Consider the following 14,515-nt stretch of genomic DNA (forward strand, 5'->3'; position numbering starts at 1 on the left):
TAAGTAAAAAGGACTAGATTCTGGATAAAAAAAAGACGACTTGTGAAAGTCATCTTAAATCAGGTATGTATTGCTGGATCTGCGCCCAGATTTTTTGTCCACACGATGTGGGTCACAAAGACGTGGCACAGGACGTGGCGTTTTTGATCTTTGATCTTATTGTTCGAAAAACTTCAATGAAAAATCTGTGGCATCCGCCGGGGCTTTATTCAAATAAAGTTATACTTCAATAGCAGCAGCCACGCTTCCAACCGCATCAAGCATTTCGTGCCATTCCTCATATGTATTTAGTTTAATGTGGACTGGATTTTTAGCATCCTCTTTATATTCAACGATCCACATCCCTTTTGTTGATGGCAAAAAGAAGACGATGTTTGCAAGGAGAAAATCACCTTCAACGTTTGGGATTTCAAAGTGTGAAATGTTATAAAGGGACCACTCGTGCTCTTCAAGGTCCTTGATGAATAGATTGAAGCTCTGTTCCTCTGTTGGTGTAAACTTTGCTTTCTTACGGACCTTCTCTGTTTTTGACTGGTCACTTAACCAATCGAAAAGTTTGTCTGTGAGGAAGAATTCCTGTGTTCCCTCTATTTTTGTGCCTTCAAAAGAATAAAAATCCTTAATTACCGTTGGAATTTCATCATTTGATAATAACGCGAATTCATGCATGATGTCTTCTGCAATGACGTGGGCAAGCCAAATGTCTTCCTCAAAATGATGGATCATTAATACGCTTCTTCCTGAAATATTCGAACAACGAATCATCCATTTGGATTCCACATACTGCTTAATAAAAGTTTGCATTTCATCACTTAGAGGATGCTCATCCTCTCCGTTTTTATCAGGATCCCACAGCGATTTGATTACCAGCTGGTGGATCGTGGATTCCATGATGGCGTCCCATTCTGCAGGAGACTTTTCTCCGTAAGCAGCCTCTGCGATTCCTTTCGCGACAGTCGGATATCCGCAAACCGTAACCAATAATGCCAATTCCTCTGTCGTGCATGTTAAAGCATGGTTCATGACTGGTACCTCCTTTGTTTTTTGAATGCTATGGTTGTAGCTTTATTTTATGGTGTCTAGCGGTTTTATTGTTTCGTACCCTCTGGGCTTTGTGGGTGGAGTACGATGGAGGGATTTTCTAACCCTGGATCCCTCTGTTGCTTGACTGTGAGGGTACAATTCACAATTTTCGTTAGCATCACTCAATCAATGTCATTCCTACATGAGATAACGACGGCGGTTTACCGTATCAACTATAAAAACACTGCATACAGTGCTGCTTTGATAATGTAGTAGATTAGCATAAACAGAATTCCCATAAAGAGAGTGATAACGAACAAGAGTAACCTTCTTACAATCCATGAAAATCTACTAAGCTTTTTGTATATGAACGGGCCTAGGCCAAACAACAATAATACGATTAATGTAAAAAGTTTGAGAAATGGGTTCTTTGTATTTCTGAAGACTCCCGTTTCCACATGTTCGACAAGCACGTTTCCAAGAAAAATGGTTAAAAAGCTGATTCCGACCTGAAGGGAGAGCCATGCTCCAAAAAATAATGTAACTAAATCTATGATCTCTTTTACATTGTCCATAAAATCATCCTATCAACATTTTAATTAGTCAAACCAGCTACTTACTGATTTGAAAATAGATTTTCCAACCTTCTCTACCCCACCAGCAAATTTTTCACCAACATCCTTAATTTGATCACCAAGCTTAGAGCTGGCTATTCCTCCAACAAGACCGCCGACTGCCCCGCCAACTACAATACCTACCGGGCCTCCTAGACTACCAATCATGGCACCTACCTTTGCGCCACCTGCAATGGCACCGACGCTTGCAACGGCACCAAATGTGAATCTACCCATTTTTTCGGCCCCTGATAGATGGCTATTCTTCGGGTCTACTAGCTCAGTTGCATTTGCCCCAACCGCAATGAGATTTCCTATAATTGGAACTCTTTTCGCGACACTTGTAAAGCCCTTTACTTTTGCAAGATTTGAAACAACTTCCTTTGAACCGATGGTGATCCTCTGATGGAAACGACCCATGAGGGTTGTTCCATGCATAGCAGCATTCACATTTTTCGAGAAACCTGCAGCGTGCTTTAATAGTGCAGCTGGCCCTCTATAGGAACTGATAAAAGAGTGGACACTTTTTAATAGTGGATTAGTTGGTGCTGATCGAGAAAACTTATGGATATAGCTTGCAATCTTCGAACTGTAGCCCGTTCGACTCGTCCAAGATGGTTTGGCAGTTACCGTAAACTTATATTGCCCCCGAAACTTTTGCCACATCGTTGGCTTACCACCTATGTAGTTGACTTTTAGATTTCTCATTAAAAAAGTAGAGGATGCTACAGACAGTAATTGCGAGCCAACCAAAGCAATATCCCAATTTGTTATTTGGGAGCTGACACTGTTTAAGTATGTCAACATTTTATGAACAAGCGCTGTTGTATCGCTGTTTTTCGATTTTGGCGTATCGGCTTTTTTCCCACTTTCTCCGGGTTTAGCCGGAGCCATACCCCGTATTGCCTCCATCGCCATAAAAGAAGTGTTTAAATATCGCTCTGTTGACGAATAGCGAGTTACAGCTAAATTTAAAAAGGACTGTAGCCTTCTTACTTTTGCTTCCAATTGATCCATTGATGAAGTTACCTCTGTTAGTTGCGGCCGGATGGAGATTCTAGCTAAGATTCGATAATCAATGGAATTTCTAACAGAGGTCACACCTCCCTCAATAGAGGATAGTCTAGAAGCTACAGTTCCTACCTGGGGACTTATTCCAATAACTTGATTCGGCTTAATCGTGATTCTGGACAAAACGATGCCTCCTTTTATTCTAACAAACTACTTTTTCTAAAAACAGGCATCCGCAAAATGCGAATGCCTACATTATGGTTACATATCTTTCTCGTCTTTTCTGCGGATGATGGTTCTGCGGAGAGCAACAGCACCTGCTGCTGCAATGCCGACAAGACCGACCATTGCGCCCGCAAATAATGGTTTATTTTCATAGAACTTGACTAGTACGCTTTTTTCAACGATTTCGAATTCAACGACTTCGTTCACTTCGTTACCAGCTTCGTCTTCAGCTAACACTTCTACCTTATATTTATTAATATCAGAAAGTGTTACGGAAATAACTTTTGTTCCGTTTACGTCTTTTACATCACCATTGAAGAGCTCTCCATTAATCTTGACAGACTTGAGTGTATCACTAGGATTATCAAGGCTGATTGAGAGACTTACAGGGTCACGATATGTTTCGTTTTTCTTGACTCCATCGACAATGACTTTCGGAGGAGTTTTATCAATAATAAACTCAACACTTAGCTGTTGGATATTTCCTGCTTTATCCTTCACCTCAAAGAAGAGCACGTGCTTTCCTTCTTCCTCAATCGGATCACCAAGATTATAAGGCTGACCGTTTAAAGTTTGTGAGATGATGTCATATGCATTTAAATCCTCAATCAGCAACTCAGGAAGTAAGCTTTCTTTGAAATACCCTTCAGAAATAGCTTCCTTAAATTTGATCACTGGTGCTGTTTTGTCAATCGTAAACACAATAGTTCGGGATGAAACATTGTTGGCTAAATCATAAATTTCAGCTTTTAGAATGTAGTCTCCTTCTTCACTTAGCTGCACCCCATTTACAAATGGGCGTCCATTTAATGTGACACTTGAACGACTTGAATCGAGGTAACGATCCGAGTAGGTCACAGTCGGCATTTGATTGTTATTGAAGAATCCATCAATAACGCCTGTAATATTCAAGTTCGGCTTTGTCGTATCAAGGATAAAACTGATATCAATGGTCGACTCGTTTCCTGCTTTATCTCGTGCAAGAACACTGAAATCGTACTTCATTTCCAATGTAGCCGTTGGGATTCGACCTGTCACATTCTGACCATTCATTGTGACTGAAACGATGGTGTCTTCCACTTGGTCCAGTGCAAATTCAGGTGTGAATACTTCATTAATATATTCGCCATTCTTGATTACACGGCTTTGACCTTTAAATTTCGGTGTGATGACCGGAGCTGTTTTATCAATTGTAAAAGCAATCTGTCTGCTGAATTGGTTACCCGCTTTGTCAATCGCTTCTACGTTGATCGCATAGTCACCTTCCTGGCTAAAGTTGTGGCTAAGTCGAGCAGTTTGATTTGCTACTCCAAATCCACCAGCGTTATAGCCTCTACCGTTTCGTGTTACGGTGATACGGTTCACATCTAAGTTCACATCACGAATTTCCACACTGACTGGCTTATCGACATTATAGTGTCCTGCATTTTCAACACCTGTAATTTCAATTGCTGGCTTTGTTGTGTCAATTGTGAATGTCTTGTTGGCTGTTATTGGTCCATTGCCAGCCTTATCTTCAGCACTAATTGCAATGGTGTACAAGCCATCATCATTAAAATTGTAGCCTAAACTTGAAAGCTTGTTGTTGTTTTTCCAAGTTCCGATATTAAATACTTTGCCGTCCTTTGTTACAGAAAGTACTACGTAATTTGTACCAAAGTTCAATTCATCAACAGAAACAGTTACGCGCTTGCCAGTTGGATTGAAGGACTGGTGGTCAACACCGTCAATTTTGACAACTGGATTTGTTTTGTCGATGATGAATGCAATTTCCTCATGCGTTGTTTTGTTACCGGATTTATCCGTTGCATTGAAGTAAAGCACATAGCTGCCTTCTTCGGCAAAATTGTATTGTAAGCTCGCTTTTGTTCTCGATTGTTGTAGTGCTGGAATCTCATATTCCTTGCCGTTCTTTGTTACGCGTAATGAAGTTTTGTCAATGTTCGCATCCGTTACTTCAAATGAAACTGGCTTCGTCACATTGTAATTCGTCATGTGGTCGACACCTGTGATTTTGAGGGTCGGGAAGCTTTCATCAACAGTGAACTTCACTTCTTTTGTGTCCGCAATGTTGCCTGCTGCATCCTTTGAAGACACCTTAATCACATAGTCACCGTCTTCGTTAAATGGAATCTCAAGACTTGATTCAACACCTTGGTTTTTCCACTCGTACGGTTTATTGTTTACTTTTACTTCTACTTCATTGTTTGCAAAGTTCAGTTCGTTAACCTTGATCGTAGCTGTTTTCTTTTTATCGTAAAATGTTCCGTCGTTTACATTTTTAATCGTGATAACCGGTTTTACGTTATCCACTGTGAAATTGTGTTTTTTCTCCGCTGCTTTGTTACCCGCAAAGTCTACAGAACGAACCGTTACTTCATATTCTCCATCCTCTGGGAAGCTTTGCTTGAACTGATAACCTTTTGCAGTTTCTTTCCACTGGGCATTCTTTACCGGTTTGCCATTTACAAGGACTTCATTTTTACTTTCGTCAAAATGAAGGTCATTGATGTCTACGATTAACTCATTGTCACCTTTTACAAATCCACCGTTCGGGATATTCCCGCTGATTTGAATTTCAGGTGATGTGCGGTCAATTGTAAAGCCAAGATCCTTTGTGCTTTCAGCGCCAAAGTAGTCTTTTGCTTTTACATGAACGGAGTAAACTCCTTCGTCTTCAAGTTCAACAGTTAGCTCTTGAGTAATTAACCAGACGATTTTTTTCACCCATCCGTCTGTTGGAACCTTGATGTCTTTATCCCCATTTTTCACTGTGATTTCAGGAACAAATGGTGTGTAGTCATCAACAGTTACAGTTAGGTTCACTTTTTTATCATTAAAATACGTACCATCTTTAATCGAGTATTTAATCGCAGGTCCTGTTTTATCGACCGTGAATTTTATAGTTTCTGAGCTTTCGTTTCCTGCTTTATCCGTTGAAACGACGTGAAGCTCGTAAACCCCTTCTTCAGTGAAGGTGTGTTTAGTTGTTGCCATCTTGCCTTCAAGCACAAGTGGGTCAATCTCATATGACTCCCCATTGTACTTAACTGTTGCATTTGACTCACCCATATTTAGGTCAGTTACCGTAATGGATACTTCACGATTATCATTGTATCTGCCATCTTCACCGATGTTTGTCACAACAATCTCAGGCTTGACTTTATCGATTGTAAAACGAACTTGTTTTTCTGCTGAGATATTTCCTGCTTCATCTGTCGACTTTAGTTTTACAACATAAACGCCATCGCCAGTAAATGTATGCTCTGCCTCAGCGTATCGGTTTCTTTGTTTCTTAAATTTGATTCCATCCGTCGGATAAGCTTTCCCATCCTTCGTAATAGTCAGTTCAATATTGTCTATGTTGATGTGTGAGTCCTCAACTGAAAACTTGACTTCTTTGTCTGTATTCGCGAACTCATTTTCATTTACACCCGTAATATCAACTTCTGGCTTCGAGTTGTCAATTACAAATGTGATCTTTGAAAAATCAGCCTTGTTTCCAGCTTTGTCAAAGTAGTCTACATCGATTTCATACACGCCTTCTTGTTTAAAGCTATGTTTCTCGTGTGCCTTTTTACCTTCAAACGTTTCTGATTTTCCATCTTTTGTTACTGTTAAAATGGTGCTGCTATCATCTTTGTTTGTGTCTTTTCCAACAATCTCTATGTCTACTTGGCGGTTGTACTTTTTATTATTTTCAGCGCCAGTAAGTGAAACAGTTGGCTTTGTTTTATCAAGTGTGAAGGTTTTCGTGATTTTGTCTGCAGCATTTCCAAATTGGTCTGTTGCATTTAACTCGATTGTGTATTTGCCTTCAGTTTTAAACGTATGACTTGCTTCAGCCACTGTACCGTTCTGTTTTAATTTGATTTCTTCTGCATAGTCGCTATCGTTGTGCTTTACAACAAGTGTTGTTTTCGCCAAATCAAGTGTAAGATCTTCAACTGAAAAACGAACAGTTTGGTTTTTAGGATAATACTTCCCATTTTCAACTCCAGAAATCTCTAAATTTGGCTTCTTGGTATCAATCGTAAAATTGAGTGCTGGGGATTTTGTTTCGTTCCCTGCTTTATCAAACACACTTAGTTCAACAGAGTATACTCCATCTGTTAAGTTACGTTTTTCAAGAGCTTCTTTTCCAGTGATTGTTTGAACTTTTCCGTTTTTCGTTAGCTTTAAAACGGATTTGTTTTGATCTAAATATGTGTCAGTTGCTGAAATTATGATGTCCTTAGATTCTGTATATTTGCCACCATTTTCAACACCACTAATTGTTAATTCAGGTGCTGTCTTGTCGATAATGATATTTTCATAGGTTCCGAGATCAAACCCAGTTGGTCTCCAATAGTCTGTTATCTTTGCACTAAATTCATATTTTCCTGCTTCAGTTAGAGTGTAAGTTGCTGTCTTAGAAGAAAGGGAATTTTTAATTTCCATATCCACAGTCTGTGGCTCGCCGCCATCCTTCGTATAGGTGAGCTTCGCTGACTCGATAAAGAGTGGATTAGTGATAACGATATTTACTCCATCGTTATAAAAATCATTTTCCGTTTTATTTTTAATGGCCAATTGCGCAACCTTGCTGACATTTGCAAAGGAGATGGACTTAGTGTCACTTACGTTTCCAGCCTTATCCTTAGCGGTTACTGTTACTTCATATTTCCCAACTTGGTCAAATGCAATAGAAGCTTTCTTCCCATCCCATTCGGTTGAAGGCGTTTGGAAATCTGAGCCATCTTTTTTAACCTTTATATCTACTTTATCTTCTGAGAAATTTTCTTCTTTTACATCAATTTGAAGGTTGACTGTATGCTCAAAAAAACCGCCCTCATATGCACCTGATAAATTAACTATTGGTGCCGTAGTGTCTTTTATTACACTAAAAGTAGAATTGTTTGGTGGATCAACTACCCATGTGTCATCTTTAAAGGTGATTTCCATCGGGATTTCACCATCTTTATGATTGGCACCAGAGATGGTTACTTTATACAGACCTTTAAATCCGCCATCTGTGATTGGGGTAATAGTTGCATTTCCAGGTCCTTTCTTTACTTCTACATCAAAAGGTGACCCACCTTCAGGTACCTCGCCAGCTACTGGAGTTGCCGTTTCCTCAGCTGTTTCAGTTCCGTTAGGATTTTCCGGCTCCTCCGGTGTTTCTTTTGGCTTTAGGTAATTCTCATAGTCCTCACTTAAATCAACCTGGACTTGAAAGGTGTCTCCATTTATGTACCATTCATTTGAGAACTTTTTCCCAATTTCCCATTGTTCATTGTTATATTTTATATACTGCTTTGTTTCAACCTGGGATGATACGTTCAGGCTAAACAGTACTACCGAAAGCACCATAACCAATGCAATCGGTAACCAGAGTACCGATTTGTTTTTTCGGTAGCTTTTTGAAATCATTGCTATCACTTTACTACGCTCCTTTTATTATCAAATGCGCCTTGGCGTATTTGCGCCCGATTTTTTTCGAGCTTGATCGAAAAACTTCCTTTAAAAAATCGTGGCATCCGCCGGGGCATTAACTTTACTCAGCCAGGGTTGAACCCCAGCAGTAGTGTTTACTCCTTTTACATTCATCCCCTTATTGAAGAAGCAGGCGACTTCTGCTGAGTAAAGTTAATTACATTATTTGTATGGACGATCATGACATCGACTTCAATTTGGAAATCGGATTCTTCCTCTTTCTCGGTGAGGATTGCGGTTTCGCCATCGCCTTCAAGGAGAATCGTTGTTTCGTCATCCCCGACTAGCAATGTCGTCTCATCGTCGTCCTGTAGTAGGGCCGTCTCCTCTGATAGAAGTGAGGTTTCTTCAACCAACAATTCCGTCGGTGCTTGTGAACTTTCCTCAAGTAAGGCGGTCGGTTCAAGTCCCTGGCTCATGAGGGCTGTACCCTCAACTGATGCTGCAACTGGATCATCTTTTTTCCGAAGCTTGATTTCACTTGTTGTTCGTTTTGTTTCATGAGCCTCAAGGAAAATGCGGCTGTTTTGCTTCTTTCTCATAAACCGGTTTCCCGTGATATCCGCAAAAACCTGAGAGATTTGTAGTTTCATATAGACGATGATGGAGATAATGAGCGTAATCACCGCGCCCGCTAGTCCCCCGTAAAACATGATTTGGTATTCCAATTGAGAGCCCCCTTTCTTTGGAATGCGCCGCTGGGACAAGGGACCTGTCCCTTTGTCCCACTATTTGATATTTAGATTATTCATGCGTCTGGATAGTTTTTTGTAGGCTTCGTTGTCTTTAGCGCCTTCTAGTTTTCCTGCTTTGTCAAAGACTTCTTTCGCCTTGTTGTAGTTGCGCTGGTCTTCTTGCTTTCCTTGCTCAATGTCTAGCAAGAGATTGCCTAGCTTCACGTACGCATTCAGGCTTTTCGGATATTCCTTAATCGTTCCTTCAAATTGCTCAACCGCTTGGGAATGCTCGCCCATCTCCTGATAAATCACACCGATATTGTTCATTACCTCTTCCTTATTCGGTACGTTCAAATCTAGAAGGTTGTTATAGTGCTGTGTCGCCTGTTCGAAATCATCTCGTGCTGCCACTTGATCCTCGGAGTTCACGCCTCTTGAGTAAAAGGCTTGCGCGAGCTTTTGCTCGAACTCAATCTCGTATTTTAACTGGAGCTGCTCATCTGGAGCCAACTCGAGAACCCTCTGCGCCTTCTGAACAACCGTGATCGCCTTCGTATTGGCATCCGCGATTTGACCTTTATAGGAAATGTAAATGTTCGCCAGCGAATTATAGTTATCTACCTTTTTCACGTTGTTCGGAAGATTGTCATTGAATGATTCAAACTCTAAAAGATTCGTAGAGAACTGGTCATAATCAATGTTCATGCCGCCTAATGTTGTTGCAAGCGTGATGTAGTAACTCGCGTCCGGAATCTCTTTTTCATTCACCTGTTTAAAATACTTCAGTGCCACAGGGTAATCGCGTTTCCGGTCAAAATACGTCATCCCCAGTTTAAAAAGTACCTCACTGTTTTTATGGATGTTACCGTATTCGTCATTCACATAGGACTCAATTTTAGCAAGACCTGTGTCCACTTCATTTCGGTTAATGTAAACATCAAGCAGATTGATATAAGCGGAAGCACGGCCCTTATCAACTTTAATTGCTTGTTCTAAAAGCTTGATTGCCTCTGTATCATTGCCTTCGATTAACGAAATACTAGATTCATTGACAAGCCCCATGTAATCCTGGAACTGCTCATTTTGCATCCCTTGATAGCCCAGCACTGACGTCGTTGAAAAACCTATGCACAATACAGCTGGAACCAAAAAGAGATAGAGCCGCTTCATCATTTTTTTCCGGTAGCCTGCTGTGAGCTTGTTAATATTTTCAAGATCGTATAGGAGCTCTTCACTGGTTTGGTAGCGATTTTCAGGTTCTGCCTGGGTACATTTTAAAATGATATGCTCGAGTCCTTCTGGTAAGGTTGGATCCCACTGGCGAATTGGCCTTATCTCATACGGCGGGTCTGCTAGACTTTTACCCGTTATGAGTTGATACAGTGTTAGACCTAAGCTGTATATGTCAGTTCTGGCATCTGTTCGCTTACCTGACAGTTGCTCGGGTGCCGCATAGGTTTTCGTTCCGAGATTCGTCGTATCGGTCAGGCTCTCATCCTTAAATTCACGCGCAATCCCGAAGTCTATCAGTTTGATTTTCCCTTCCGGTGTGAGCATGATATTGTCTGGTTTCATGTCGCGGTAAATAATCGGATGCGGCTTTCTTGTATGTAAATAATGAAGAACCTCTGCAAGCTGCTTTGCCCAGTTAATCACAAGCTTCGCCGAGATAACTTTTTCCCGCTTCAGCTTTTGCTTGAGCGACTCGCCCTCGACATAGTCCATAACCACATAGATGTCACCCTCAGATTCGATGATGTCGTAAATCTTTGGAAGTGAACCGTGATCAAGTTTTTTCAGCATGTTCGCCTCGACAACTAGACTATTAATGAGGAGCTCGTTGTTACTGTTGTCGCGCTTACGGATATCCTTGACGACCAAAGACTTGTTGAGTCGGTTGTCCATCGCCAAATAGACAATACTCATTCCGCCGCGCCCGATTTCCTTCAGTATTTCGTATCTGTCATCTATAAAACTTCCGATTTTAATCAAGATTGATTCCTCCAAATTGAAAAGCGCAATGCGCCAGTTTATCGGCGACAAGCATAAGATAAGCGCTGACAGAAGGTGCATTTTACCTTCCGAAGCGATTAGCTTATGACCTCGAGCCGATGGCGCCTGGAGCTAGACATCGAAATCCATATTCGAATTCCAATTTTTAATGCCCCGAAATTCCACCATTCACACTACATGCGCAAGAACAATAGAGATATTGTCGACCTCTTTTCGTTCTTTCACCGCATCGACGAGTTTAATCGCCTTGTATTTTAATTGCTTTTCATTTAAAAATTGGTTCGGACGAAGCTCCTCAAGTATCTCCTTATCCGTGATCTTATGGTAAAAACCATCCGTACAAAGTAAGAACACGGTTCCTGGCTCTGTCTCACCTGTTAGAATCACGACATCAAGCTCCCTTGTCGCTCCAACACATTGTAAAAGGACATTGCGCCGCGGATCCTTCAAGGCTTGCTCCGGTGTAATGTTTCCGCGTTCCACTTCACGTTCCACCAAGGTTTGGTCCTTTGTCAGCCTTGTCACCTGCTGCTGAATTTGATAAGCACGGCTGTCCCCGATATGTACGATATAATAACGCGAATGAATAATGAGGAGTGCTGTCACCGTTGTTCCGACCTGGGTGTTTGTTTCGTCCCCATATTCTAAGATTTTTTCATTTTGCTCCGTAATACAGGCTTCGAGAGCTTTGCGAATGTCTTCATCCTGTTGATCAGAATGAAGGAGTTCTGGCAGCTCCTGTTCAAACCAGTCCGAGAGCCCTCGAACAACCGTAGCACTGGCGAGTTCCCCGTGATCGAGTCCGCCCATTCCGTCACACACGACGAACATCCCCACATATCCATTCGGCGTTTTTGCCGTCTTGACGAGCAACGCATCCTGGTTTGTTTTCTTTTTAATTCCCACATCAGTGTGGTAAGCATGTATGAACGACACTTATTTCACCTCTTTTGAAATGCGTAAGGCGCCCCCAATTCCAGCTAAAGGCATGCACGTCCTGTGCCTAACGCTGGAATCCTTGCCATCCTGGCATGAGCGACAAGCACAAGACAAGCCCAACCTTCCGAAGCGATTGGCTTGTGACCTCGAGCCGATGGCGCCTGAAGCTAGACAATAAAAACCATTTTATCTTCGTATTCTAAAAAAGCCTAAATACGTATTCTTCGTTCGCTAGCTTGATTTTGTCTTCGTGTTTGATTTTTACCTTGTTATTAGGAACTAGCTTGACGCCATTTACATAGCTACCATTTCGCGATTCCTGGTCGACAATAAAATATTCCCCGTTTTCGGTAATTAACTCCGCATGGACACGCCCAATGACTTTATTGTTGGATGTATAATCAGTAACCCCTGGATCACGGCCAATTTTAAACACTCGCTTGGAAAGGACAATTTTTTCCTGAGTGGACGTTAGTAGGAATGGCTGCTGCTGTTGGAAACTGGTGCCTACACCCAGCGCCGTTGTTCCTTCTTCCTCTTCTGGCTCTTTATAAGCGGTGAGGACAGTTGTCCCCTCTTCCTCATCAGGTTCATCTGTATCAAACGAAATTGGACTTCCCACATTTGGCTTGATGTTGATGGATGTTCCACCTGAAAGAAGTGGATTTCCTTCTCCAAGTTCGGTGCGGGTGATTCGCTTGTACTGAACCTCTTCCTCGATTTCAAGCTTTTGTTTTGTCTTTTTATCAACCTTTTTACTGCTATATTCTGAAGTTATCACGCCGTTTTCTTCAGATGCCTTGATTTCACTGCTAGGACTATAATAGTTTGGTGTTTTGGGTTCTTCATCCTGAATCGGCAGCTTTCTGAAACTTTGAGGTGATGTTGGTTTATTCAAGAGAAACTCATTCAGCTTTTGTTGAAGCGCATATAAGTTGATTTCCTCAGATGTTGCGAAATAATTATGTAGCCGCACAAAAAAAACAAGGTCATCATTTTCATCATAGGAGTGGGAGTGTAAGAAACTGTTGAAGTAGTCCCGGATTGATACCTTTTCAAAAATATTATTTTTAATCGGCATATACAGTAGAATTAATCTGTTTGAAAAATTATCAATAAAGATGTAGTTCTCATCAAAAACAAAGTTGTTCACATTTAACCCAAGTCGCTCAGCTTCGATTAATGTTTCGATGATGTTTGAAAAATAGCTATGGAGCTGCTCCTTTGTGAGTGGGTTTGTTGTCTGGTGGTTAAGAGTCACTTCAGAGACTAAGTCATAGCGAAAATACGCCTCATCTTCCTTGTTAATCACAACACATGGCAAAAGCCCTGGAACCTTGTTGTTTTTAAGCTTATCAGCTTCTGTAAAATCAACACGAATCGCAGGTGGCACCTTGTAAAATATGAACTTCGAAACACCGTAATTTTCAATATGTAAATCAACATGTTTGATCATTTTCTTGCACTCCCATTATTTATCAAATGCGCTATTTGCGTATTTGCGCCCAGATTTTTTTCACGCCATTCCTGAATAAAGCTATGAGTTGAGGACAACCGGCGAGGCCAATTGCCCTCCTCATGGATTATTTAAATGCGCTAGCGTTATTGTTGATTGCAGTTTCTGCAGCGTTGTAGTTTGTAACTGTGTTATCTAGGAATTTCGCATAGCTATCAATAACTTGGCGATACTCCTCAAAACGTGGAGCCAACGCATTGAAGTTTCCGCGAATTGTATTAGAAGCATCGGAGTTCCATGTAGCAGATAAGCCATTCATTTCCTTCTTAATGTCTTCTAGTGCAGTTGCAAGCTGTTGGTTTAGGTTACGGATTTGCCCAGCGGTTTTACTAACCTCGCCAAGGGAAATCTTGATTCCATCAACTGACATCGTGCCACCTCCTTTTTTGGTAGTTTTATAGGTATGGAGATTAGTTAGTTAAGCGACGAGCTTGGTTCACTACCTCGCTTTGTGTTTCACGGTATGTTTTTGCGCTAAGCTTTAAGAACTCAGAGTATTGTCTCATCAAGTTCGTCATTTTTTGGAAGTCATCCATGAAGCCCTTGATTTGAGAAACATATGCCTGGTTATCAGTACCTTGCCACGCAGCACCCATGCCCTCAACCTCTGTGTAAAGAGCCTTGTAAAGTCTCTCATAGTCAGCAGATTGTTGGTCAATTTTTGTAGCCGCAGTGTCTAATTTCGCTGGATCAACTGTGATTGAACGTGCCATTGTTTTTTTCACCTCCTTAAAATGAGATATGTATGAGTTAACTCGGTTTTGGCCGAGAGAACTTTAGCTAGAAGTGGTCTAGTAATCTAGAATTCTATATAACTTAAATCCTTCTAAGGTCATTCCCGACTCTGCGGTATTTGTCGGCTGCACTCTGCAAACTTGATGCACTTTTGGTAGAGCCAATCCCTTTGAATTCACGGTTGAGACCATTTGAGATTTCATCGAGTTCCCTTGAGATGGCATTGATTTCATAAATAATGCTATTAATCTTTCGTCGAACATGGGGTTTCATTGGGTTACCTCCCT

Annotated in this window: 11 protein-coding genes; all 11 read right to left on the minus strand. The window is 41.2% G+C overall.

Features of this window, described 5'->3' with window-relative positions; translation table 11 throughout:
• Positions 1-219: 219 nt before the first annotated feature.
• The gene (locus AC6CHV_RS06670) at positions 220-1,023 is read right to left on the minus strand and encodes a YfjC family protein (protein WP_498078398.1); all 804 of its coding nucleotides are present in this window, start codon (positions 1,021-1,023) and stop codon (positions 220-222) included.
• 233 nt (positions 1,024-1,256) lie between these two features.
• Complete coding sequence (locus AC6CHV_RS06675) at positions 1,257-1,598, minus strand: hypothetical protein (RefSeq protein ID WP_121445815.1); 342 nt, start codon at positions 1,596-1,598, stop codon at positions 1,257-1,259.
• Positions 1,599-1,622: 24 nt separating this feature from the next.
• On the minus strand, positions 1,623-2,831 hold the full coding sequence (locus AC6CHV_RS06680) for a hypothetical protein (protein WP_498078399.1): 1,209 nt from the start codon (positions 2,829-2,831) through the stop codon (positions 1,623-1,625).
• 78 nt (positions 2,832-2,909) lie between these two features.
• Positions 2,910-8,285, minus strand: a complete 5,376-nt coding sequence (locus tag AC6CHV_RS06685; RefSeq protein WP_498078522.1) for an Ig-like domain-containing protein — start codon at positions 8,283-8,285, stop codon at positions 2,910-2,912.
• A gap of 173 nt (positions 8,286-8,458) precedes the next feature.
• A complete protein-coding gene (locus tag AC6CHV_RS06690) occupies positions 8,459-9,016 on the minus strand; it encodes a hypothetical protein (RefSeq protein WP_498078400.1) in 558 nt (185 codons plus the stop codon).
• 60 nt (positions 9,017-9,076) lie between these two features.
• Positions 9,077-11,017, minus strand: coding sequence for a protein kinase domain-containing protein (locus AC6CHV_RS06695; protein ID WP_498078401.1), 1,941 nt, complete (start codon positions 11,015-11,017; stop codon positions 9,077-9,079).
• A gap of 189 nt (positions 11,018-11,206) precedes the next feature.
• Positions 11,207-11,974: a protein phosphatase 2C domain-containing protein gene (locus AC6CHV_RS06700; protein WP_498078402.1), complete on the minus strand. Its 768-nt coding sequence runs from the start codon at positions 11,972-11,974 to the stop codon at positions 11,207-11,209.
• 202 nt (positions 11,975-12,176) lie between these two features.
• Positions 12,177-13,433 carry a DUF6382 domain-containing protein gene (locus AC6CHV_RS06705; protein ID WP_498078403.1) on the minus strand — a complete coding sequence of 419 codons (1,257 nt, stop codon included), beginning with the start codon at positions 13,431-13,433 and terminating at the stop codon, positions 12,177-12,179.
• A 127-nt stretch (positions 13,434-13,560) separates the two neighbouring features.
• Positions 13,561-13,863 carry a pore-forming ESAT-6 family protein gene (locus tag AC6CHV_RS06710; RefSeq protein ID WP_099354912.1) on the minus strand — a complete coding sequence of 101 codons (303 nt, stop codon included), beginning with the start codon at positions 13,861-13,863 and terminating at the stop codon, positions 13,561-13,563.
• 40 nt (positions 13,864-13,903) lie between these two features.
• Positions 13,904-14,206, minus strand: coding sequence for a WXG100 family type VII secretion target (locus AC6CHV_RS06715; RefSeq protein ID WP_099354911.1), 303 nt, complete (start codon positions 14,204-14,206; stop codon positions 13,904-13,906).
• 103 nt (positions 14,207-14,309) lie between these two features.
• The gene (locus AC6CHV_RS06720) at positions 14,310-14,501 is read right to left on the minus strand and encodes a hypothetical protein (RefSeq protein WP_099361338.1); all 192 of its coding nucleotides are present in this window, start codon (positions 14,499-14,501) and stop codon (positions 14,310-14,312) included.
• Between the last annotated feature and the right edge of the window lie 14 nt (positions 14,502-14,515).

It is taken from the genome of Ferdinandcohnia sp. GQ5, from assembly GCF_059759275.1.